Source organism: Micromonospora sp. NPDC047670 (assembly GCF_043204915.1).
Lineage (GTDB): Bacteria > Actinomycetota > Actinomycetes > Mycobacteriales > Micromonosporaceae > Micromonospora.
Genome location: NZ_JBIDDA010000007.1, coordinates 204,669 through 226,409, shown reverse-complemented (window position 1 = coordinate 226,409; position 21,741 = coordinate 204,669). Strand labels below are relative to the sequence as shown.

The window sequence follows — 21,741 nt, the reverse complement described above, 5'->3', positions numbered from 1 at the left end:
TCGGGTCAGGCGGTGAGGACGGTCAGCCAGGCGCCCGCCAGGAGGGCCGGGCCGAGCGGGAGAGGGGTGTCCCGACGCACCCTGCCGGCGGCCAGCAGGGCGAGCACCACCACGCCGTTGAGCAGGTGCGGCAGGAGCAGCCCGAGGGCCAGGGGCGACCAGCCCAGCCAGCCGAGCGGCAGGCCCAGCACGGCGGCGAGCTTCACGTCGCCGAAGCCCAGCCGCGAGCCGGGCAGCAGCGCCAGCAGCACGTAGCCGGCGAAGGAGAGCGCGGCGCCCGCCGCCGCGGCGAACAGCCGCTCCGGGGCCCCGATCGACAGCGCCGCGCCGGCCAGTCCGCCGACGACGACCAGCGCGGCGGCGCGCACCAGCGGATCGGGCAGCCGCAGGCAGGCCAGGTCGACCACGGCGAGCACCAGCCCGAACGCCGCCAGCCCGAGGAAGGCCGGCAGGGCCGGATCGTCGCCGCGGGCCGCCGCGAGCCCGGCGAACACGACCGCCCCCACCGCCGCACCGGCGAGCGCGCCGGACCCGGTGGCCGAACCGGGCCGCTTCGACGCCGGGCGGGCCGTCCAGCGGCGGCCGACCCGGGGCGCGGCGAGGCCGGCGAGGCCGCCGAGCAGCGCCGCGTACGCCACCAGCCCGCCCGACACGGGCCGGACGCTACCGGCGGGACGGCTCCGGCGCGTTCCCCGGTGCGGGACGTCGGGGTCTCTCCGTGCTCACCACCAGGGCCACCCCGGCGACGATGACCGCACCGCCGAGCAGCACCTGCACGGTCACCGGCTCCGCGACGAACAGCGCGCCGAGCAGCACCGCGACCGCCGGGTTGACGTAGGCGTACGTCGCGACCAGCGAGATCGGGGCGTGGTGCAGCAGCCAGACGTACGCGGTGAAGGCGACCAGCGAGCCGGCCACCATCAGGTACGCGAGCGCCAGCCACGACCGGGCGGTCACCGCGCCCGGATCGAAGCCCGCCAGCTCGCCGCGACCCGTGGCGAGGACGGCGAGCGCCACCGCCCCGGCGAACATCTCGTAGACCGTGGCGACGAACGGGTCGGCGGGCATCCGGATCCGGCCGGAGAGGAACGAGCCGACCGACCAGCTCGCGGCGCCCGCGACCACGGTCAACGCCCCGGCGAGCGGTACGGCGTCCGCCCCGCCGGTCGGCAGCACGAGCAGCACCAGGCCGACGAAGCCCAGCGTCACCCCGGCCAGCGTCCAGAACCGGGGCCGGTCGCCGGTGACCGTACGCAGCAGCACCACCAGCAGCGGGACGGTGGCCACGAGCAGCGCGGCGATCCCGGAGGGCACCGCGACGCCCGGCGGGCCGGACTCGGCGAGCACCACCAGCCCGTTGCCGCCCGCCAGCAGCAGCACCCCGACCAACGCGGCCGAGCCGAGCTGCCGGCGGTCGACGCGCAGCGCGCCGGGGCCCCGGCGCAGCCGCAGCACGACCGCCAGCACCAGACCGGCGGCGGCGAACCGGAGGGCGGCGGAGCCGAGCGGCGGCATCGACTCCACGGCGATCTTGATGCCGAGGTAGGTGGAGCCCCACAGGACGTAGACCAGCAGCAGGGCGGTCCAGACCAGCGCCGGCGTGGCGGCGGCCGCCCGGCCGGCCCCGGCGGCCGGGTCGGTCCGGGTGGGCGGGCCGGCGGGCGCTGGCGCACTCGGTGAGCGTGGTCTCATCGGTGGACACGCTACGGTGGCGTGGGCGTCGGCGTCCCTCGTTGGTGGCCGGCCTCTCACCACTCACGCGGGAGACGTGCATGGCGAACTACGGACCACCGGGTCGGGGGGACCCGGAACCGTGGCGCGGGCGGCAGCCCGACGAGGCGTACGGCCCCCCCGCCGGGTCCGCCGGGCGGGGCGGGTGGGACGACCCGCACGCCGCGTACCCGCCGCCGGAGCCCCGCTACGGCGCGGACCCCTACCGGCGGGGCGATGCCGGCCACGGATCGGGGCCGCACCACCAGGGGACCTACCATCCGGGGCCGCCGCCACCCGCTGACGACCACGGTCCTGCCGCCCAGCCGTACGCCCCCTGGCGGGACCAGGACGCCGCCGCGGCCCCCGCCCCGTACGCCGCCGCTCCCACCCCGCCGCCGGCGCGCCGACGCGGCCGGGGGCCGGTAGTCGCGGTGCTGGTGGCGGTGGCGGTGCTGGCCCTCGGCGGCGGCGCGGCGGTTCTCTACCTGCTCGGCCAGGACGACGAGGCGCCCCTGGGCACGCAGAGCGCGTCGGCGCCGGCCGCCGCGACGGGCGTGCCGGAGGCGTCGGCGGGCGGCCCGACCTCGGCGCTCAGCGCCCCGGCCCCCGAATCCTCCGCCGACCCGCGCTTCGTCAAGGCCGGGCAGTGCGTCCGCAACGACGGTCCGGCCGGCGGCAAGCCCAAGCTGCTGATCAGCGACTGCGGTCCGCAGACGTACGAGGTACTGCGCCGGATCGACGGAACGACCAGCGGCGAGAAGGACGCCGCGGCCAAGTGCGCCAAGGTCGACGGCTACACCAACTGGTATTTCTTCGACAGCGAGCTTGACACCCTCGACTTCGTGCTCTGCCTGAAGCAGCGCTGAGCAACCGCACCCCTGGGGAAGAGATGACAACCTACGGATCACCCGGACAGCCGGACGACCCCTACCAGCGCCCGCCCGGCACGCCGGGCGGGCCGCCGCCCGTCGACCCGACGCTGCCCCAGTGGGGACAGCCGCCGTCAGCCGGCGCGGAGCCACCGGCCGCCCCGCAGTGGGGCCAGCCGCAGCCCGGCGGCGAACCGCCCACCGCGCCGCAGTGGGGGCAGCCGCAGCCCGGCGGGGAGCCACCCGCCGCCCCCGCCTGGGGCCAGCCGGGCCCGGCCGCCGAGCCGCCGACCACGCCCATGTGGAGCCAGCCGGCGCAGCCGCCGTCCTCCGGGTCGGGCTACCCCCCGCCGCCGTCCTCCGGTGCCGGCTACCCGCCGCCGCCGAGCTCAGGTGCCGGGTACCCGCCGCCGGGCGGTCAGCCGTCGGCGGAGCAGGGTGGCTACCCGCCGGCCGGGCCGTTTCCGCCGGCCGGACCGACGCCCGCTCCGGCGGCCGGTGGCCAGTGGGGCGCCCCGCCGCCCACCCCCGGCGGGTTCGGGGCGCCGCCGGTCGCCCCGCCGGCGAAGAAGGGCGGGGGAAAGATCGCCCTGATCATCGGCCTGGTGGCGGTGCTCCTGCTCTGCCCGTGCCTCGGGATCGCCGGCTGGGCGGCCTGGCAATCCGGCGACGACGACGACCCGATCTCGGCCCCCGCGACGAGCGCTCCCGCCACGCCGAGCAGCGAGCCGACGGCCGAGCCCAGCGCCGCGCCGACCTCGGCCGAGCCGAGCCCGACCGAGGATGACGACGACGACTTCGCCAAGGGCGACTGCGTGGTCAACGACGGCACCGCCACCGACGCCGAGCTGCGGAAGGTGCCCTGCGGCCCGAACACGTACGAGGTGCTGCTGCGCATCCCCGGCACGACGGACGGCGACCGGTGCAAGACCCGGGCTCCGAAGGCGACGGCGAACTACGTGCACGACAACTCGCTGGACTTCCTCGACTACGTGCTCTGCCTGAAGAAGCGCTGATTACCAAAACTAGGGCTGTCTAGCGTGGACGCTAGACAGCCCTAGTTTTGTCTCGACGCCGATCCCGGTCCGGGCACCGGCGGCAGGGCCCGGCGCGGTGGCAGCCGTGGACGGCCCGACACGCCGGTTGCCCCATCTACGGATGTCTAGCCCCGCAGCTAGACGGCCCGATACTGTGCGATGCGTGGATCCGGTCCGCAACCCGTACGCCCCGGGCGCCGGTCAGCGTCCGCCCGAGCTGGCCGGGCGGGGGCGCGAGCTGGACGTCTTCGACGTCGTGCTGGAGCGCATCGCCCGGGGCCGGCCGGAACGCAGCCTGATGCTCACCGGCCTGCGCGGGGTCGGCAAGACGGTGCTGCTCAACACCCTCCGGTCCCAGGCCATCAACCACCTCTGGGGCAGCGGCAAGATCGAGGCCCGACCCGACCAGTCGCTGCGCCGCCCCGTCGCCGCCGCCCTGCACATGGCGGTGCGTGAGCTGGCCCCGCGACACCGCGCGCCCGACCGGATCGACGCCTTCCTCGGCGTGCTCAAGGCGTTCGCCCAACGCTCCGCGCCGGCCGGTCGCGGCGGGGCCGCCCCGAAGCTGCGCGACCGGTGGCAGCCCGGCATCGACGTGCCCGCCGCCAGCGGCCGCGCCGACTCCGGCGACATCGAGATCGACCTGGTCGAGCTGCTCACCGACGCCGCCGCCGTGGCCGCCGACGTCGGCACCGGCATCGCGATCTTCATCGACGAGATGCAGGACCTCGGCCCGGAGGACGTCTCCGCGCTCTGCGCCGCCTGCCACGAGCTGTCCCAGCTCGGCGCGCCGCTGATCGTGGTCGGCGCGGGGCTGCCGCACCTGCCGGCCGTGCTCAGCGCGGCCAAGTCGTACTCCGAGCGGCTCTTCCGCTACCAGCGCATCGACCGGCTCGACCGGATCGCCGCCGACCAGGCGCTCTGCGCGCCCGCCGAGCGCGAGGAGGTCGAGTACGAGCAGAAGGCGCTCGACCTGCTCTACGAGAAGTCCGGCGGCTACCCGTACTTCGTGCAGGCGTACGGGAAGGCGACCTGGGACCACGCGCCCCGCTCGCCGATCACCGCCGCCGACGTGCGGGTCGCCGCCCCGGAGGCCGAGGCCGAGCTGGCGGTCGGCTTCTTCGGCTCGCGCTTCGAGCGGGCCACCCCGGCCGAGCGCGAGTACATGCGGGCGATGGCCACGCTGTCCCTGGTGGAGGGGGAGGCCGACGGGGGCGGGCGGGACGACATGGACGCCGCCGTGCCGACGGCGGAGATCGCCCGCGCCCTCGGGCGCAAGCCGGCGAGCCTCTCCCCGGCCCGGGACGCGCTGATCAAGAAGGGCCTGATCTACTCGGGCGAGCGCGGCACGGTCGCCTTCACCGTCCCCCACTTCGGCCGCTACCTGCGTACCCAACCGTCCTGACCGGCCGCGACGGCCCGCCACCGGCGCGGGGATCCGGCGGCCGGACGGCCCGGCGCGACGGTCCGGTGGGCGGACGGCCCGGCGCGGGCGTCAGACCTTCGACCAGGGCGGGGGGAAGAGGACCTCGCCCCGCGGCGGCGGCCCCTCGCCGCTGACGGTCGGCGGGAGCACCAGCGCCTGCCAGGGGTCACCGAGACCGGACCAGGGGCTGGTCAGGCCCATCCGGTCGGCCCTGCCGAAACCGAACCGGTGGTAGTAGGACGGGTCGCCGAGCACCACCACCAACCGCTCGCCCAGCTCGGTGGCCGCGTCCAGGGCCGCCTGGACCACCGCCGCGCCGAGCCCGATCCGCTGCCGGTGCGGCGCGACCGCCACCGGGCCGAGGGCCAGCGCCGGGGCGGTGGCGTCGTCGGACTTCACCCGGACCCGGGTCAGCAGGGCGTACCCGACGACCTCGCCGCCGTACTCGGCGACCATCGCCAGCTCCGGCAGCCAGGCGTCGCTGTCGCGCAACTCGTCGACGAGTCCCACCTCGGGCGGCGTGGCCACGTCGGGCCGGGCGAAAGCGGCGGCCAGCACCCGACGGACCGCGCCGGCGTCGGCCGGGTCCTCGGGTCGCAGCCGCAACGTCGTCACGCGGGGGACGTTACCCGTCGTAGCCGGTCCATCCGCGACGGTCGCTCGAATCGGCGTGGCGCGGTGTCCACGCCGACCGGTCCGGATCGGCGGTTGCCGGGGTAGCCGCGCCGGTGACGGGGTATGACTGAGCCATGAAACCCGTGCGCTCCCTCGCCCGCGCCATGTTGAGCGGCATCTTCGTGGTAAGCGGGTTCACCAACTTCAAGAACCCGGGGCGGCTGGTCCCCGCCGCCAAGCCGGTGACGGACCGGGTGACGCCGCTGCTGGAGAAGGCCGACCCGCGCATCCCCACCGACACCGAGACGCTGATCCGGCTCAACGCGGCGGTGCAGGTCGGCGCCGGGCTGATGCTCGCCACCGGACGCTTCGCCCGGCCGGCCGCGCTGATCCTCGCCGGCACGCTCGTCCCGGTGACCGTCGCCGGGCATCCCTTCTGGAACAACGACGACCCGATGGCGCGCCACAACAACCAGATCCACTTCCTGAAGAACCTCGGCCTCTTCGGCGGGCTGCTGCTCGCCGCGGCGGACACCGGCGGGAAGCCGGGTCTGCGGTGGCGGACCGGTCACCGGATCGGCCACTCCCGACGTTCCGTGCGGCGAGCCGTGCGTACCGCCCGCAGAGAGGCCCGAATCGCCGTACGATCGGCAGCGACGGCCCGACGACTCCCCGGCTGACCTGCGTCGATACCTCCCCTCCGCCGGTCCCACCCGCCAACGCCCACGAATCACCTGAACCACCCGGTAGGCGTTAACGGGGCGGAAATGTCAAAAACTTGTGTGGGATCGGACACGGTCGCATAACGCGGGAGGCATTAACGTGAGGCGCCGTTCTAGGCTCCGTGCAGGACCTGGACGGGTAGGACGACCTTGGTACGGGGGTGGCCACGCCATGCCGGCGACCGTCGGAAGACGGGTGGACCGCCTCGCCCCAGTCCGTCGCGTAACGCGTGGGATCGATCGTAGAACAGTCGTACGGACCGGCATCGTGGCCGCCGTCGCCTGTGCCGCATGGCTCGCCATCGGCGCTTTCGGGCGGCCGTACAACTTCTTCGACATGAAGATCTACCACGGCGCGGTGGTGTGGTGGGCGAGCGGTCACGAGCTCTACGAGTTCATCGCACCCGGCACCACCCTGGGTTTCACCTACCCGCCGTTCGGCGGTCTGGTCATGCTGCCCATGGCACACCTGCCGGTCGAGCTGGCCGGCATGGTCAACGCGCTCGCCAGCATCGCCGCCCTGGCGGTCGTGCTGGCCGGTCTGCTCCGCCCGATCGTCGACCGGCTCGGCTGGCCGCTCTGGTTCACCGTGGCGATCGCGACGCCGTTGGCGGTCGCCATCGAGCCGGCCCGGGAGACCCTCGGCTACGGCCAGGTGAACCTGCTCCTCTTCGCGCTGATCATGGCCGACCTGATCGGTCTGCGCTGGCGCTCCCGCCGAGGCCCCGACATCGCCGAGACCGACGGCCCGCTGCTGCGCTTCGTCTACAGCGGCGCGTGGGCCGGCCTCGGCATCGGCCTGGCCACCGCGGTCAAGCTGACCCCGGCCCTGTTCATCGCCTACCTGATGATCACGCGACAGTGGCGGGCGGCGGCCACCGCGGTGGGCACGGTGATCGCCGTGACCCTCGGCTCCTTCGCCGTCGTCGGCGCCGAGTCCCGGGCCTACTTCGGCGGCGTGCTCTGGCAGACCGAGCGGGTCGGGGCCGCCGACATGACCCCCAACCAGTCGCTGGCCGGGCTGCTGGCCCGGCTCTACGACTCGATCGAGACGCCCGGCCTGCTCTGGCTGTCGTTCGCCGTGCTGATGCTGGCGCTCGGCCTGTCCCGGGCCGCCAACGCGCGCGCCGACGGCGACGAGCTGACCGCGTTCACCCTGGTCGGCCTCACCGCCAACGTGATCAGCCCGATCTCCTGGACGCACCACCTGGTCTGGGTCATCCCGGCGATCGTCGTGCTGGCCGACGCAGCGGTACGCCGCCGCGACGCCAGCCGCGGGCTGGCGCAGCGGGCCGGTCAGGGCGCGTACGGCGGGCTGCCGGGCGTGAACGGGCTCCGCCCGCCGATCTGGTACCCGACGCTGACCGGGCTCCGGCACGCCGTGGCGGCGCTCGGGCTCTACCTGCTCTTCCTGGTCTCACCGATCTGGCCGTACGAGCACCAGCTCCCCGAGGTGTCGCACTACCAGGACGGCCTCTTCGGCGCCCTGATGGAGAACTCGCTGGCGCTGGCCCTGATCGTGCTCGTCGCCGCGCTGCCGTGGCGTCCCGGCGCCGAGCCGGCCTTCTACGGCGACCGGACGGCCCGCCAGGCCGCGCTCGGCGTCCGCCGCTGAGGGGAGTGGGCCGGCCCCGTCAGGGGCAGTTCACCCACTCCTCGGTGCCGTCGGCGAACACCTGCCGCTTCCAGATCGGCAGCCGCGCCTTGACCTCGTCGACCAGCCGCGCGCAGGCCGCGAACGCGGCGGCCCGGTGGGCCGTGCTGACCGCCGCGACCAGGGCCACGTCGCCGATGGCGAGCGGGCCGACCCGATGCGACACCGCGACCGCGTACACGTCCGGGTCCCCGGCGATCTCGGCCGCCACCTCGCGCAGCACCCGCTCGGCGCTCGGGTGGCCCTCGTACTCCAGGCTGGTCACCGCGCGGCCGTGGTCGTGGTCACGGACCACCCCCTGGAACGACACCACCGCGCCGGCCCGGCGGTCCGCGACCGCCGCCTCGTGCGCGGCCAGGTCGAGCGGCCGGTCGGTGACCTCGCCGAACGTCGTCGGCCCGGGGTCTGCGAGTCGGCCTGACGCGTCGGCGGTAGGCGCGCTCACCACGCACGCTCCCCGGGCAGCAGCGGCAGCGGCACGACCGGCACCCGGTCACCGGGCTCGCCCGAGGTGCCGGGGCGGATGACGGCGAACCCGTCCGCGCCGGCCAGCCCGCGCAGCATCGCCGAACCGACGTGCCGGACCGGGTGGGCGGTGCCGGCCACCCGGTCCAGCCGGACCAGCGCCAGGTGCGTGTAGCTGCCCCGGCCGCGCACCGGCTCGGCGAGCGTGGCGTGCGGCAGCGCCGGCATCGGGCGGCCCGACAGGCCGGCCAGCAGCGGGGCGACCAGCGAGACGAGGGCGACGACGGCGGACTGCGGGTTGCCGGGCAGCCCCGCGACGAACCGGACCCGCCCGTCGGCGCCGGCCAGCCGGGCCAGCAGCATCGGGAAGCCGGGGCGCACCGCGACCGTGTTGACCACGTAGTCGGCGCCGAGCGCCTCCAGCGTGGGGTGCAGGTGGTCGACGGGGCCGTGCATGGTGCCGCCGGTGGTGCAGACCAGGTCGGCGGTGGCAAGTGCCGCGCGCAGGGCCGCCACGTGCGCGGGAAGGGTGTCCGCCACCGGTCCCACCACGTCCGACGGGCGCACCACGCAGCCGTACCGGCGCAGCCAGGCCGGCACCGCCGGCCCGAGCGCGTCGCGGACCCGGCCGGCGGCGGGCGGGCCGGCGGTCAGCAGTTCGTCGCCGAAGACCAGCAGCGCGGCGCGCGGCTGCCGCCGCACCCGCAGGCTGTCGTGACCGCAGGAGGCGGCCAGGCCGATCACCGCCGGGTCCACCGGGGTGCCGGCCGGGACCAGTTCCTCCCCGGCGTACGCCTCCTCGCCGGGCTCGCGCCACTCCGGCGCCGGCCGTGGGGTGCCGTCGACGAGGCCGTCGGGCGTACGACGGGACTCCTCGACCCGCAGCACGGCGGTGGCCCCCTCGGGCACCATCGCGCCGGTGGCGATCTCGACGGTCGTCCCGTCGTCGCGCAGCGGTGCCGGGGTGCTGCCCGCCAGCACCCGACCGACCTGACGCCACGGGCCGGCTCCGCGCACCGCCCAGCCGTCGACGCTGGAGGTGGGGAAGGCGGGCAGGTCCGTACGCGTGGCCAGCGGTTCGGCGAGGGTGTGACCGTCGATCTCCGCGAGCGGCCGGCTGACGGCGGGGAGCGCGGCGGCAAGGCCGACCGCGTACACGCGGGACCGGGCCTCGTCCCAGCCGGCCGGCGGGGGCGCGGCGGCCGGGTCGGCGGCCGGTGCGATTTCCGTGCTCACCGGCCGAGCCTAGCGGGTACGGCGCGGGCGGGACCGTCAGTGGTCGCCGCCGCGGAGCTGGTCGACGGCGCGGGCGGGACCGTCAGTGGTCGCCGCCGCGGAGCTGGTCGACGGCGTGGACGAGGATCGGCCCGAGCACGGCCAGGCCGTCCCGGGCGCCGCCGGTCGACCCCGGCAGGTTGACCACCAGCATCCGGCCGGCGACGCCGGCGATGCCCCGGGAGAGCGCGGCGGCGGGCACCCTGTCCCGGCTGTGCGCCCGGATCGCCTCGGCGATGCCGGGGATCTCGTGGTCGAGCAGCGCGCGGGTCACGTCGGGGGTGCGGTCGGAGGGGTTGATCCCGGTGCCGCCGCTGGTCAGCACGACGTCGATCCCGTCGGCCAGGGCGGCCCGCAGCGCCTCGCCCACCGGCTCGCCGTCCGGCACCACCACCGGCTCGTCCACCTCGCAGCCGAGCTCGCGCAGCCCGGCCACCAGCAGCGGGCCGCTGGTGTCGGCGTACACCCCCGCGGCGGCCCGGTTGGACGCCACCACCACCCGCGCCCGGATCACGGCCGGTCCGCCGGGCGAACCCACTCGCCGGTCTTGCCACCCTCCTTGCGCAGCACCCGGACGGCGTCGACGCTCGCCGCCGGGTCGACCGCCTTGACCATGTCGACCAGCGCCAGCCCGGCGACGGCCACCGCCATCAGCGCCTCCATCTCCACCCCGGTCCGGTCCGCCGTCCGCGCGGTGGCGGTGATCTCGACGGTGTCGCGGGTCAGCGTCAGGTCGACCGTGACGCCGTGCAGGGCGATGGGGTGGCAGAGCGGGATCAGGTCCGGCGTCCGCTTCGCGCCCATGATGCCGGCGAGCCGGCCGACCGCCAGGGCGTCGCCCTTGGGCAGCCCGTCGCGGCGCAGCAGCTCGACCACCTCTGGCGTGGTGCGGAGCCGTCCGGCGGCGACGGCCAGGCGGCCGGTGACCGCCTTGGCGGAGACGTCGACCATGCGGGCCGCGCCCGCCTGGTCGACGTGGGTGAGCTGCGCGGGATCGGTCACGGCCGCGAGCCTATCCGTCGTACGGGGATCCTGCCCGTACCTCCCCGTCGTGCCGGACGCGCAGGACGCAATCGGGACCGGCAACGCGAATTCGACAGACGCTGCTCAACTGCGACCCGCGCGCCCGCTCGTACGGCTGATCGATCCGGGTCGCGAGTTCGAGCGCTTGCCGGTGCGCCTCGACAGCTTTCGTCATGTCTTACGGAACGGGCGACGGTCCGGCCGAGACCGATCGACGCGCGGCACATTCGGCGCGCCTTTCGCCCGGGTCGGCCGACAATACGAGCGCCAGTTCGTGCTGCCGCCGCTCGGATTGCCACACCGCGAGGCCGCCCGGGACACGAATTTCGCCAGTCCCCCGTGACCTATTCCGGACCGGTGGGCAATGCAATGATCACCCACAGTCGGTGGACACGGGCTCGGCACAGTGCGCGATTCGTCGGTCCACAGCACACGGCGGTAACGCGGGCGCAACGCGTGGTCCACCGGGCCATTGACAGTTGCCGTCCAACCGAAGCGCGGATGACGCCGGCGGTCTCGCAGTTCCACACTGGCCACGGCGGAGTTCCTTCCCTGCTGCCATCATCAGGTACGCGAAGCCGCCTTCCGGTAGCGGCACAACACCTATGCGCTCCGCTCAGGAACGATGGACAGAACGTGACAAGAAGCCCCAGGCTTGGCTAATGTTGCGCATACCGACATTTATTGCTGCTAACCATTCGCTATTTCTCCTACGCTCCCCTCACTGAAGGCCGATTCCTCAGGGAGCGGCCTCGGGTTCGGGGACGAAGCGAAAGGAGCGCATCATGCGTGGCAGCGAGTGGCACTGACTTTTGGCGACACCGAGCGGTAGGCTCCCGTCGTCAGTATGTAACTGTCGGCGACGACAGGAGCCTCATGGCCGGGATGACGCCAGGAAACGCGAGCAGGACAGATCGGCAACTGCTGTCGCTCGTGGGCCTGGTGGTCGCGCTGGCGGTGGCACCCGCCGTCGTCGCCCTCGGCTCACTGGTCGACAGCCCACCCAACTCCGTCGGCGATGTGGCCACCATCGTTGCGCTCACCTTCATAACGGCCCTCGGGACGATCGTGAAGGCTCCGATGCGCATCAGGTCGACGACGCATTCCATCACGTGGGCCGAGACGGCGATCGTGATCGGGCTTGCCGTCGCACCGCCGGCGTGGGTCGTGATCTCCACCGGCGCGGGCATCGGTGTCGCGTCCGTCATCATGGGCCTTCCGGCTATCAAGACCGCATTCAGCGTCGGCAAGAACATCCTGGTCGCGGCCGGGGCTGGCGCGGTCGCGCTGGCCCTGCACTGGCGGTGGCCGCCGGCGGACGTGCCCGACCTCATCACGTCCCTCGGGGCGATCTACCTCGTCGCGGCACTGCTCGACGACCTCCTGGCGATTCCGGTGATCGCACTCGCGTCGGGCAACCGGGTGAGCCGTCAGTTCCTGAGCAACCTGGATCTGCGGCTGGCCGGCTTCGGCGTGCGTTTCGTCGTCGCGGTCTGCACGCTGCTCATCCTCAGGGCGGATCCTCGGCTGCTGCTCGCCGTTCCGCCCCTCGTCCTCAGTCTTCACCTCGCCTATTCGACCCGGGTTCGAGGGCGCGCCGAGCAGCAGGCGTGGCAACGGCTGGCCCGCACCACCGACGCGCTCAACGTCGTCGACCTGGACGAGGTCCTCACCACCGCGGTCACCCAGGCCGCCGAGCTGTTCTCCGCCGACGAGGTGGAAATCGAACTGCGCGACGGCGGCCGGACCGTGCGCGGCGGATCGGGCGCCATCACGTACGACGGGCCGGCCGGCGAGCCCACCACGGTCGACGGCACCGTGGTCCCGGTCGCGCTGGAGGGGCACGACCGGACGGCCGACGTGGGTGTGCTGCGACTGCGCTTCCGCGGGCCGGTGCAGCTCTCCGAGCGGGAGCAGTACACGCTGCGCACCTTCGCCTCGGCCCTGTGCACGGCGGTGCGCAACGCGCAGGCGTACGCCGAGCTGGCCCGGGTCGCCGACGAGCACGCGTACGCCGCCACGCACGACGCGCTGACCGGGCTGGCCAACCGCCGCCACCTGCTCGACCAGGGCACCGAGCACCTCAACACCCGGCACGCCGACGGGGTGACCGCGCTGGTGCTGATCGACCTCAACCACTTCAAGGAGGTCAACGACACCCTCGGGCACGCCGCCGGGGACCAGGTCCTGGTGCAGGTCGCCGAGCGGCTGGGCGGCGCCGCCCAGGAGGGTGACCTGGTGGCCCGGCTGGGCGGCGACGAGTTCGCCGTACTCCTGCGGGGGCTGCCGGCCCCGGCGGTGGCCGCGCACCGCGCGGAGACCCTGCTCGCCGCGCTGCACGAGCCCTTCGACCTGGACGGCATGCGGATCAGCGTCGAGGCGAGCGGCGGGATCGCCGCCGCGCCGGCCACCGGGGGGATGGCGGAGCTGCTGCGCCGCGCGGACGTGGCGATGTACCAGGCGAAGCGGGCCGGGCAGCGCACCTCGACGTACGCCCCGACCCGGGACACCGCCGACCTGGGCCGGCTGACCCTCGGCGGGGAACTGCCGCGCGCCGTCGCCGACCACGAGTTCACCGTCAACTTCCAGCCCATCGTCGACCTGGGCTCCGGCCTGGTCACCGGCGCGGAGGCCCTGGCCCGCTGGCGCCACCCCACCCACGGGGTGATCGACCCGCTGCGCTTCCTGGAGGCGGTGGAACGCTCCGGGCTGCTCCCGGCCTTCGCCGAGGCGATCCTCGACCAGGCGCTGATCGCGGCGAGCGCCTGGCGGGACGCCGGCTTCGACGTGCCGGTGGCCGTGAACGTGTCGCCGCGCAGCCTGCTCGACGCCCGCTTCCCGGGCTCCGTGCTGGCCCGGCTGCGGGCCCACGACCTGCCTCCCGACCGGCTGGTGCTGGAGCTGACCGAGACGCTGACGCTCAGCCAGCTCGACGTGGTCGACCGGGTGCTCAGCCGGCTGCGGGACGAGGGGGTCCGGCTGGCGTTGGACGACTTCGGCACCGGATACTCCTCGCTGTCCCTGCTCTCCCGGATCCCGGTGCACGAGCTGAAGATCGACCGCAGCTTCGTCACCGCCATGGAGGGCTCCGCCGAGGCCGCCGCCGTCATCCGCTCCACTCTCGACCTGGGCCGCAGCCTCGGCCTCGACGTGGTGGCCGAAGGGGTGGAGAGCGAGCCGCAGCGCCGGGCGCTCTGGGAGCTGGGCTGCACCGCCGGCCAGGGCCACCTCTTCGCCCGGCCGATGCCGGCGGGCATGCTCCTCGCGGCGTTCCGCCGCGGTTCCGGGGGCAGCCCCGGCGCCCTCGCGCCGCCCCTGCACGACACCGGCGCGGTGATCCGGCTCGCTCCGGGCCGCCGGCAGGGCGGGCGCGGCCGCACCGACCGCCACCTGCCCGCCTGACCACCCGACCGACCGCGACCGCGACCGGCCGACCGTGCCGCAGTCGGCCCGGCCCGATCGGCGAGGGTGACCCAGCCGACGGCGGCGGGCCGACGCGACCGTCCGCCGGCCCGGACTCGACGCGTGACAGCGCGGCGGACCGGGTCTGCCAGACTGGCCCGCGTGACCGCCGCCCCGACCACCCGCCGCGGCTGGCGGGCCCTCGACTCCGCCGCCGGCGGCCTCGCCCTCGACCTCGGCCTGTACGCCGTGTCGGCGGCGTTCGCCGCGATCACCGCCGCCACGTCCACCCTGGTCCCGCACCGGGCCTGGGGCGGCATCGCCGCCGTCGGATACCTCCTCGCCGCCCTCGTGGCGGCCGGCCAACTCCTGCTGCGCCGGCGCGACCCCGGATCGTCGCTGACCGGCCTGCGGGCCCGCTGGGCGGTCACCGGATTCGCCTGGTTCGCCACCGCCCTGCTGCCGCTGGCCTGGCAGAGCGTCGAGCGGGCGGATGGACGCAGCGACCGGGCGCAGGAGGAGGTGCTGGTCGTCGAGGAGTCCGGCAGGCGGTTGGTCGACACCGGCACTCCGTACCTGGGGCACGACGCGATCGCCGCCCTGCCGCCCGGCGAGCAGTTGCTCGGCTACACCCCGTACCAGCCGGGGATGGCCCTGTTCGGGCTGCCCCGGGCAGCCGTCGACGCCTGGTGGACCGACGCCCGCGTCTGGTTCGCGGTCGGCACCGCGTTGGCGCTGGCCCTGGCGGTCCGCAGCCTCAGCCGGGTCGTTCGGCCGGCGAGCGGCCGCGCCGGGTCCGCCGTGCTCCGGGGCGTACAGGCCGCCACCGTGCTGCCGGTCTGCGCGCTCACCCTGGCCACCGGCGGCGACGATCTGCCCGTCCTCGCGCTCTGCCTGCTCGCACTGGCCCTCGCCGCCGCCGGACGACCGGGCCGGGTCGGAATCGCCGTCGGCCTGGCCGGGGCGCTGAAGCTCTTCGCGTGGCCCGTCGCCCTCGTGCTGATCGTCTGGGGGATGACCCGGCGGGCGGGCCTGCGGGTCACGGCGGGAGCGCTCGGCCTGCCCGCCGCCGCGCTGCTCCCCGCCCTGCTCGTCGACCGCGACGCGCTGGTCGAGAACGTGCTCCGCTTCCCGCTCGGCCACGGCCTCGTGACGAGCCCGGCGCAGTCGCCGTTCCCCGGCCACCTGATCGCCACCGCGCTGCCCGCCGGCCGCGCGGTCGCCGCCGCCCTGCTGCTGGCGGCCGGGCTGGCGATCGCCGTCCGGCTCGCCCGCCGCCCGCCCCGCACCGCCGTCGCCGCCGCGCTGGTCTGCGGGTACGGGCTGCTCGCCGCGATCCTGCTGATGCCCTCGACCCGCTTCGGCTACCTGCTCTACCCGATCGCCCTCCTGGTCTGGGCCGCCGCGCTGCGGCCCGGGTTCGCCGAACTGGCGGGCGAAGGGCGGCGACACGGCGTAGACCTGAGGCATGACCACCACCTACCGCGACCGTGAAGAGGCGGGCCGAATGCTCGCCGACCGGCTCACCGCCCTGATCGGCGAACCGGACGTCATCGTGCTCGGGCTGGTGCGCGGCGGCGTTCCGGTGGCCCGGGTGGTCGCCGAACGCCTCGGCGCGCCCCTGGACGTGCTGGTCGTCCGGAAACTCGGCATGCCGTGGGCACCCGAGGTGGCGTTCGGCGCACTCGGCCCCGGCGGCGTGCAGGTGCTCAACGACGTCGTGGCCAGCCGACTCAGCCAGGGCGACATCGACGAGGTCAACCGCCGCGAGCAGGCCGAGCTGGAACGGCGGGAGCGGCTCTACCGCGCCGGACGCCCGCCGCTGGACCTGACCGGGCGCACCGCCGTGATCGTCGACGACGGCCTCGCCACCGGGGCCACCGCCCGCGCCGCCGTCCAGGTCGCCCGCCACCTCGGCGCACGCCGGGTGGTGGTCGCCGTCCCGGTCGGCTCGCAGGAGGCGTACGAGATGCTGGCCGCCGAGGCCGACCAGGTCATCTGCGCGCAGCACCCGCCCGAGTTCATGGCGGTGAGCGCCTACTACGAGGACTTCCACGAGGTCGCCGACGCAGAAGTCACCGAAGCGCTGACAGCGACCGCGTGACCGGACCGGGTACGGTCGGGTGATGAGCCTGACCTGTCCCAAGTGTCACGGAGAAATGCGCCAGTACGAGCGCAGCGGCGTCGTCATCGACCAGTGCGGCGAGTGCCGGGGGATCTTCCTCGACCGCGGCGAGCTGGAGAAGCTGTTCGAGGCGGAGGCCAACTGGAACCGCCAGCAGGGCGGCGCCCCGGCGCAGCCCACCCACCAGCAGGGCGGCTACCCCGGCCAGCCGGGCCACCAGCAGGGCGGCTACGCGCCTCCGCCGCCCCCGCCGCCGGCCCCCGCCCCGCACCAGCCGGGCTACGGCGCCGTCCCGCCTCCCCCGCCGCCCGCGCACGGCTACCCGCCGGCCCCCGCGTACGGGCACGGCCAGCAGCACCACGGCTACCACGGGCACTACAAGCGCAAGAAGCACAAGAGCTTCCTGGACGAGATGTTCGGCTGAGCCGATCCGTCGACCGGGCCGGTGCCTCGACCGGCCCGGTCACCCGTGGTCACGCCCGCTCGAAGTGCCGCCGCTCGCCGTGCTGGCCGGCGACGGGCGTGCGACGCTGCACCCCATGACGCACCACGGGCAGCACATCGCGCTGGCGCAGGCGTACGACGGGATCATCCGGGTCGTGGCCGACCTCGACGACGCCGACCTGCAACGGCCCACCCGCTGCCGGGGTTGGCTCGTCGCGGACCTGCTGTTCCACGTGGTCTGCGACGCCCAGCGGGCCCTGGTCGCGCTGGCCAGCCCCGCCGACGGCCCGCCCGACGTGGACGACGTGAGCTACTGGCGCGCGTTCCCGCCCGGCGGGGACGGGGACAGTGCCCGGCACGCGTGGTGGGCCCGCCGTTCCGCCGCCGCCTTCGACCGGCCGAGCGGGGTCGTCCGGCTCTGGACCGACACCGCCCCCGCCGCCGTACGCGCCGCGGGCGCGGCCGACCCTGACGGCTGCGTCGCCACCCAGGGGCACGTGCTGCGGGTGCCGGACCTGCTCGCCACGCTGACCACCGAGGCCGTCGTGCACCACCTGGACATGGTCCTCGACCTGCCCGACGCGCCCCTGCCCGGGACGCTCGCCACGCGGGTCGCCGTGGCCACGATGGACGGCCTGCTCAGCGACGACGCCGTCCGCCCGGCGGCATGGAGCGACGCGGAATACCTGCTCAAGGCGACTGGCCGGGCGCCGCTGACCGACCGCGACCAGCTCGAACTCGGCGAGGTCGCCGGTTGGTTCCCCCTGCTGGGCTGACCCGCGCGGCCTTGCTCAGACGATGGCCATGTCGACGAAGCGCGACAGGTGGAGCTGGGCCGCGACCGTCACCGTGTCGGTCGGACCGTTTCTGTGCTTGGCGACGATGAAGTCCGCCTCCCCGGCCCGCGGCGACTCCTTGTCGTAGTAGTCGTCGCGGTGCAGCAGGATGACCACGTCGGCATCCTGCTCGATCGAACCCGATTCGCGCAGGTCGGACAGCTGCGGCCGCTTGTCGGTGCGCTGCTCCGGGCCACGGTTCAGCTGACTCACCGCGATCACCGGGCACTCGACCTCCTTGGCCAGCAGCTTCAGGCCACGGGACAGGTCCGCGACCTCCTGCTGCCGGCTCTCGGTGCGCTTCGGCGACGTCATCAGCTGGAGGTAGTCGACCACGATCAACTTGAGGTCGTGCCGCTGCTTGAGCCGGCGCGCCTTGGCCCGGATCTCCATCAGGTTCATGCTCGGCGTGTCATCGACGAAGAGCGGCGCCTCGCTGATCTCGCCCATGCAACGGGCGAGCTTGGTCCAGTCGTCGTCGGAGAGCTGACCGCTGCGCAGGACGTGCAGCGGCACCCGGGCCTCGGCCGAGAGCAGTCGCATGACGATCTCGACCTTGCTCATTTCCAGCGAGAAGATCGCCGACGCCTGGTTGGCGCGGATCGCAGCATTCCGGGCGAAGTCCATGCTGGCGGTTGACTTGCCCAGACCGGGCCTTCCGGCCACGATGATGAGCTGCCCGGCGTGCAGGCCGTTGAGGAGCCGGTCCAGGTCGGTGAAGCCGGTGGGGACGCCGGTCATCATGCCGCCCTGGGCGCCCACCGCCTCGATCTCGTCGAGCGTCGGCTGGAGCATGTCGGCGAGCACGGCGAAGTCCTCGCTGACGCGGCGCTCCGTGACGTCGTAGACCGCCTGCTGGGCGAGGTCGACGATGTCGTCGACGTCGCGGCTGCCGCCCTGACCAGTGCCGTAGCCCAGTTGCACGATCTTGGTGCCGGCCTCGACCAGGCGCCGCAGGACCGCCCGCTCGCTGACGATGCGGGCGTAGTAGGCGGCGTTCGCGGCGGTCGGCACGCTGGCGATCAGCGTGTGCAGGTAGGGGGCGCCGCCGATCCGGACAAGGTCGCCGGAGTCGGCCAGCGCCGCCGCCACGGTGATCGAGTCGGCCGGCTCGCCCCGGCCGTAGATCTCCAGGATGGTGTCGAAGATGGTGGCGTGCACCGGCCGGTAGAAGTCGTTGGTCTTCAGGATCTCGACGACGTCGGCGATGGCGTCCTTGGAGAGCAGCATGCCGCCGAGGACGCACTGCTCGGCGGCGACGTCCTGGGGCGGGGTCTTGTCGAACTGTCCGTCACGCTGGGGCGGCGGGGAGGCCTGACCGCTGCCGGAGCGCGGGTCCGCCCGCATGTCGTCGGTGACCGACACGGGTCCCCCCTCCACTGCGTCGGATCCAAGGTCTGCTCTACCGCCGAGGTACGACAACCTCGACCTGCCGGTCGATCGGGGGTCATCGCACGGCCGGTCGGGGGCCCACCTTACGGAACCCGAGGTCAGCCCCTCAAGCACGGCGGTGGACGAGCCTCGGGACAACCTGTGGACGCCGGTGGACGAGTATGTGCGCAGGGTGTGCACAGCCTGTGGACAACGGCTGGGGAATTCTCCCGCACAAGCTCGTGGGCTGCGGAAACACAATCCCCACCCTGTGGACGGCAAGTTTTCGGTCGAACTGTCCGGTCGAACGTCCCGTACTATCTCCAGCGAACGGCTACACCTGGACAGCGGATTGCGCCATCGGTTGAGAAGGGTCACGCTCCGGCCGTGAGTTACCGGGACTGGGGACGCGGAGAGGATGGTCCGCGCGGGCGAGAGCCGGTCGGTCCCTGGGACGCTCCCGCCGACCCGTCACGCGTCGACCCCCACGACCACGACACCGCTCGGTTCCGCACTCCGAGCCGCCGGCGCGCCGCCGAGCGCGGCCAACAGGAGCCCGTCGACCCCTACCTGCCGCGCTGGGCGCTGGAGTCCGGCGTACGCAGCCCGGACGGGGGCGGTCGGCACGCCGCGCCCGACGACGAGAACAGCGTCGAGCGCCCCCGGTCCGATGGCGGCTGGCGGACCACGGAGACCGCGAGCGGTTGGCGCCGGGTCAGCGAGACCGGTTGGCACGAGATGCCGGCGGTGGACGCCACCCCCCGCTCGGAGCACACCGGCGAGTGGACGTTCGACCGGCCACAGGAACAGGGCTATTCGGGGCGCCGCCGGGCCGAGGACGACCCGGTGTCCGGGGCGGCGGCGCAGAGCCGGCCGAGACGCTTGCCGTCCAGCCCTCCGCAGGTCGTCTGGTCGGGTCTGGATGAGCCGGCCGACGTGGCCGCGTCGACACCGACGTGGGAGGTCGAACGGCCCGCCCGCCGAAGCCGGCAGGCGGCGGAGAACGGGCCGGCGGTCGACCCCTGGGACCGGGAGGCGCGCCGAGCCGCGGAGCCCTCCCACCGTCCGGCGGTGGACCCGTGGGACGCGTCCGGTGTGCACGCCTGGCGACCGGCCGGTGAGGTCGGCCCGTGGGACCGCTCGGACGACGCCGGCCGGTGGGACCGGACCGACGCCACCGGCCGGTGGCACCAGCCGGACAGCACGGGCCAGTGGGAGAGACACTCCGACGGCGACGGATGGGACCGGACGGGACCGCCGCGCTCCGGCGGCGGCAGCGCGGAGGGCTGGCCCTGGCCCGGGCAGGACGACCGGGGCGAGGGCTTCTGGTCGGGCACCCGGCTCGCGGGCGACGACCCGCGGTGGATGGACCCGTCGGCGTCGGCCCCCCGTTCGCCGGTGGTCTCCTACACGGCCCCCCGACCGCGCACCGCGCCAGCACGGCGGGCGGCCGCCCCGTCGCGGGGTGCGACCCCACCCGTACGCCGCCGGAGCGAGCTCGCCGGAGCGGGGGCGTGGACCCGCCGCATCGAGGACGACCTGCTCGACCCGGATCCGGGCGGGCCGTGGCGGCCGCTGCTCTACACCGCCGCGTGCTACCTGGTGCCGGCGGTGCTGGTCTTCTGCTGGCTGTTGACCCTGGACGGGCAGGCGCCGGCGGGTTGCGTCACCGACATCAGCGGAGGGGGCTGCGACTCGCCGCGGTCCCGGGCGCTGGGGTCGCTCGCGTCGGGCCTGCCGCGTTTCGGGGTGGCGCTGGCCAGCAGCCTGGTCGTGGCGTTGCTGCTGCGCCGGGTCGGGACCACCTGGCGTTCGGCCACGGTGGCGCTCGCCGCGGCGGTGGTCGGCGGCGGCCTCTCGACGGTCATGATCAGCGCGGTCACCGGGCAGCCGATCGGCTGACGCGGGCGGCGGTGTCCCCGGCCGTCGCGCCCGGGCGAACAGTTTCGCCCTGCCCACGGCGTCTCGTGTCACCCCGACCGTACGACGAGGGCGAGGCGCCGGCAGCGAACAGGGCCCGCACCGGTCGGTGCGGGCCCTGTCGTGGTGCTGGGGTGAGGTGTCAGCCCTGGACGACGTTGAGGTCGAACTTGGCGGTCACCTCGGGGTGCAGCTTGATCCGCACCGGGTAGGAGCCGATCGACTTGATGTGACCGGGCAGCTCCAGCCGACGACGGTCGAGGACCGGACCACCGGCGGCCTTGACGGCGTCGACGATCTCGGCCGGGGTGACCGAGCCGAAGAGCCGACCACCGTCACCGGCACGGGCCTTCAGGCTGACCTTGAGGCCCTCGAGCTGGTCCTTCACCTCGTTGGCGTGGCCGAGGTCGCGGATCTCCCGGGCCGAGCGGGCCCGCTTGATGACCGTGACCTGCTTCTCCGCACCCTTGGTCCAGGCGATCGCGAAGCCCTGCGGCAGCAGGTAGTTCCGGCCGTAGCCGTTCTTGACCTCGACGATGTCGCCCGGGGCACCGAGGCCGGACACCTCCTGAGTCAGGATGATCTTCATATCGGTGCCTCCTCTCAGCGGGCCGTGGCGGTGTACGGCAGGAGCGCCATCTCACGGGCGTTCTTGACCGCACGGGCGATCTGCCGCTGCTGCTGCGAGGTCACGCCGGTCACCCGCCGAGCGCGGATCTTGCCGCGGTCGGAGATGAACTTGCGCAGCAGCGCGGTGTCCTTGTAATCGATGTAGGTGATCCCGTCCTTGTCGAGCGGGTTCACCTTCTTCTTCGGCTTGCGAAGTGCAGCGGCCTTGGCCATT

The 21,741-nt window shown here is 74.4% G+C and carries 20 protein-coding genes and 1 pseudogene; 11 read left to right on the top strand and 10 right to left on the bottom strand.

Annotated features, from left to right (window positions below):
* Positions 1 to 5 precede the first annotated feature (5 nt).
* Positions 6 to 653 carry a prepilin peptidase gene (locus tag ACGF7U_RS19360; protein WP_393108389.1) on the bottom strand — a complete coding sequence of 216 codons (648 nt, stop codon included), beginning with the start codon at positions 651 to 653 and terminating at the stop codon, positions 6 to 8.
* Between the two features lie 10 nt (positions 654 to 663).
* Positions 664 to 1,692, bottom strand: coding sequence for an EamA family transporter (locus tag ACGF7U_RS19355; protein WP_393108387.1), 1,029 nt, complete (start codon positions 1,690 to 1,692; stop codon positions 664 to 666).
* A gap of 386 nt (positions 1,693 to 2,078) precedes the next feature.
* On the opposite strand from ACGF7U_RS19355, the pseudogene ACGF7U_RS19350 reads away from it, so the two are divergent.
* The 3 genes and pseudogenes from ACGF7U_RS19350 to ACGF7U_RS19340 all read left to right on the top strand — a co-directional run.
* Positions 2,079 to 2,579: pseudogene (locus ACGF7U_RS19350) on the top strand (hypothetical protein); the annotation flags it as partial.
* 593 nt (positions 2,580 to 3,172) lie between these two features.
* Entirely contained in the window at positions 3,173 to 3,598 is a 426-nt protein-coding gene (locus tag ACGF7U_RS19345) for a hypothetical protein (protein WP_393108646.1), read from the top strand.
* A 184-nt stretch (positions 3,599 to 3,782) separates the two neighbouring features.
* The gene (locus tag ACGF7U_RS19340; RefSeq protein WP_393108385.1) at positions 3,783 to 5,024 is read left to right on the top strand and encodes an AAA family ATPase; all 1,242 of its coding nucleotides are present in this window, start codon (positions 3,783 to 3,785) and stop codon (positions 5,022 to 5,024) included.
* 90 nt (positions 5,025 to 5,114) lie between these two features.
* Here the strand turns inward: ACGF7U_RS19340 and ACGF7U_RS19335 are convergent, their stop codons facing one another.
* A complete protein-coding gene (locus ACGF7U_RS19335) occupies positions 5,115 to 5,660 on the bottom strand; it encodes a GNAT family N-acetyltransferase (protein WP_393108383.1) in 546 nt (181 codons plus the stop codon).
* A 134-nt stretch (positions 5,661 to 5,794) separates the two neighbouring features.
* Between ACGF7U_RS19335 and ACGF7U_RS19330 the strand changes: the two genes are divergently transcribed.
* Together ACGF7U_RS19330 and ACGF7U_RS19325 are read left to right on the top strand one after the other, a co-directional pair.
* Positions 5,795 to 6,340 (top strand): DoxX family protein, encoded by a 546-nt coding sequence (locus tag ACGF7U_RS19330; RefSeq protein WP_393108381.1) that lies wholly within the window; start codon positions 5,795 to 5,797, stop codon positions 6,338 to 6,340.
* A 214-nt stretch (positions 6,341 to 6,554) separates the two neighbouring features.
* Positions 6,555 to 7,997, top strand: a complete 1,443-nt coding sequence (locus ACGF7U_RS19325; RefSeq protein ID WP_393108379.1) for a glycosyltransferase 87 family protein — start codon at positions 6,555 to 6,557, stop codon at positions 7,995 to 7,997.
* 19 nt (positions 7,998 to 8,016) lie between these two features.
* On the opposite strand, the gene ACGF7U_RS19320 is transcribed toward ACGF7U_RS19325, so the two are convergent.
* The 4 genes from ACGF7U_RS19320 to moaC all read right to left on the bottom strand — a co-directional run bounded on the left by ACGF7U_RS19320 (position 8,017) and on the right by moaC (position 10,778).
* Complete coding sequence (locus tag ACGF7U_RS19320) at positions 8,017 to 8,481, bottom strand: molybdenum cofactor biosynthesis protein MoaE (RefSeq protein ID WP_393108377.1); 465 nt, start codon at positions 8,479 to 8,481, stop codon at positions 8,017 to 8,019.
* Complete coding sequence (locus ACGF7U_RS19315; protein ID WP_393108375.1) at positions 8,478 to 9,737, bottom strand: molybdopterin molybdotransferase MoeA; 1,260 nt, start codon at positions 9,735 to 9,737, stop codon at positions 8,478 to 8,480. The genes ACGF7U_RS19320 and ACGF7U_RS19315 overlap by 4 nt, the downstream gene beginning before the upstream one ends.
* A gap of 82 nt (positions 9,738 to 9,819) precedes the next feature.
* Positions 9,820 to 10,290, bottom strand: a complete 471-nt coding sequence (locus ACGF7U_RS19310) for a molybdenum cofactor biosynthesis protein B (protein ID WP_393108373.1) — start codon at positions 10,288 to 10,290, stop codon at positions 9,820 to 9,822.
* Complete coding sequence (gene moaC / locus ACGF7U_RS19305; protein ID WP_393108371.1) at positions 10,287 to 10,778, bottom strand: cyclic pyranopterin monophosphate synthase MoaC; 492 nt, start codon at positions 10,776 to 10,778, stop codon at positions 10,287 to 10,289. The genes ACGF7U_RS19310 and moaC overlap by 4 nt, the downstream gene beginning before the upstream one ends.
* Positions 10,779 to 11,684: 906 nt before the next feature.
* Here moaC and ACGF7U_RS19300 point away from each other — a divergent pair.
* The 5 genes from ACGF7U_RS19300 to ACGF7U_RS19280 all read left to right on the top strand — a co-directional run bounded on the left by ACGF7U_RS19300 (position 11,685) and on the right by ACGF7U_RS19280 (position 17,546).
* A complete protein-coding gene (locus ACGF7U_RS19300; protein WP_393108369.1) occupies positions 11,685 to 14,201 on the top strand; it encodes a putative bifunctional diguanylate cyclase/phosphodiesterase in 2,517 nt (838 codons plus the stop codon).
* A 162-nt stretch (positions 14,202 to 14,363) separates the two neighbouring features.
* The gene (locus ACGF7U_RS19295; protein ID WP_393108367.1) at positions 14,364 to 15,695 is read left to right on the top strand and encodes a glycosyltransferase 87 family protein; all 1,332 of its coding nucleotides are present in this window, start codon (positions 14,364 to 14,366) and stop codon (positions 15,693 to 15,695) included.
* Positions 15,670 to 16,305, top strand: a complete 636-nt coding sequence (locus ACGF7U_RS19290; protein ID WP_393108365.1) for a phosphoribosyltransferase — start codon at positions 15,670 to 15,672, stop codon at positions 16,303 to 16,305. Before ACGF7U_RS19295 ends, ACGF7U_RS19290 begins: the two co-directional genes overlap by 26 nt.
* 19 nt (positions 16,306 to 16,324) lie before the next feature.
* Positions 16,325 to 16,750: a zf-TFIIB domain-containing protein gene (locus ACGF7U_RS19285; RefSeq protein WP_393108363.1), complete on the top strand. Its 426-nt coding sequence runs from the start codon at positions 16,325 to 16,327 to the stop codon at positions 16,748 to 16,750.
* A 115-nt stretch (positions 16,751 to 16,865) separates the two neighbouring features.
* On the top strand, positions 16,866 to 17,546 hold the full coding sequence (locus tag ACGF7U_RS19280; RefSeq protein ID WP_393108361.1) for a maleylpyruvate isomerase N-terminal domain-containing protein: 681 nt from the start codon (positions 16,866 to 16,868) through the stop codon (positions 17,544 to 17,546).
* Between the two features lie 15 nt (positions 17,547 to 17,561).
* On the opposite strand, the gene dnaB is transcribed toward ACGF7U_RS19280, so the two are convergent.
* Positions 17,562 to 18,953 carry a replicative DNA helicase gene (dnaB, locus tag ACGF7U_RS19275; RefSeq protein WP_393108644.1) on the bottom strand — a complete coding sequence of 464 codons (1,392 nt, stop codon included), beginning with the start codon at positions 18,951 to 18,953 and terminating at the stop codon, positions 17,562 to 17,564.
* A 411-nt stretch (positions 18,954 to 19,364) separates the two neighbouring features.
* On the opposite strand from dnaB, the gene ACGF7U_RS19270 reads away from it, so the two are divergent.
* On the top strand, positions 19,365 to 20,879 hold the full coding sequence (locus tag ACGF7U_RS19270) for a hypothetical protein (protein ID WP_393108359.1): 1,515 nt from the start codon (positions 19,365 to 19,367) through the stop codon (positions 20,877 to 20,879).
* Positions 20,880 to 21,039: 160 nt separating this feature from the next.
* On the opposite strand, the gene rplI is transcribed toward ACGF7U_RS19270, so the two are convergent.
* Both rplI and rpsR read right to left on the bottom strand, forming a co-directional pair.
* Positions 21,040 to 21,486 (bottom strand): 50S ribosomal protein L9, encoded by a 447-nt coding sequence (gene rplI / locus ACGF7U_RS19265; RefSeq protein WP_393108357.1) that lies wholly within the window; start codon positions 21,484 to 21,486, stop codon positions 21,040 to 21,042.
* Positions 21,487 to 21,500: 14 nt separating this feature from the next.
* Complete coding sequence (gene rpsR, locus ACGF7U_RS19260; protein ID WP_007073789.1) at positions 21,501 to 21,740, bottom strand: 30S ribosomal protein S18; 240 nt, start codon at positions 21,738 to 21,740, stop codon at positions 21,501 to 21,503.
* Position 21,741: the final 1 nt, after the last annotated feature.

Bases quoted from the DNA above. Each gene is read 5' to 3' on its own strand.
- ACGF7U_RS19355 (WP_393108387.1), bottom strand. From the start codon at position 1,692: ATGAGACCACGCTCACCGAGTGCGCCAGCGCCCGCCGGCCCGCCCACC.
- ACGF7U_RS19330 (WP_393108381.1), top strand. From the start codon at position 5,795: ATGAAACCCGTGCGCTCCCTCGCCCGCGCCATGTTGAGCGGCATCTTC.
- ACGF7U_RS19325 (WP_393108379.1), top strand. From the start codon at position 6,555: ATGCCGGCGACCGTCGGAAGACGGGTGGACCGCCTCGCCCCAGTCCGT.
- ACGF7U_RS19300 (WP_393108369.1), top strand. From the start codon at position 11,685: ATGACGCCAGGAAACGCGAGCAGGACAGATCGGCAACTGCTGTCGCTC.
- ACGF7U_RS19290 (WP_393108365.1), top strand. From the start codon at position 15,670: ATGACCACCACCTACCGCGACCGTGAAGAGGCGGGCCGAATGCTCGCC.
- ACGF7U_RS19280 (WP_393108361.1), top strand. From the start codon at position 16,866: ATGACGCACCACGGGCAGCACATCGCGCTGGCGCAGGCGTACGACGGG.
- dnaB (WP_393108644.1), bottom strand. From the start codon at position 18,953: ATGCGGGCGGACCCGCGCTCCGGCAGCGGTCAGGCCTCCCCGCCGCCC.
- rplI (WP_393108357.1), bottom strand. From the start codon at position 21,486: ATGAAGATCATCCTGACTCAGGAGGTGTCCGGCCTCGGTGCCCCGGGC.
- rpsR (WP_007073789.1), bottom strand. From the start codon at position 21,740: ATGGCCAAGGCCGCTGCACTTCGCAAGCCGAAGAAGAAGGTGAACCCG.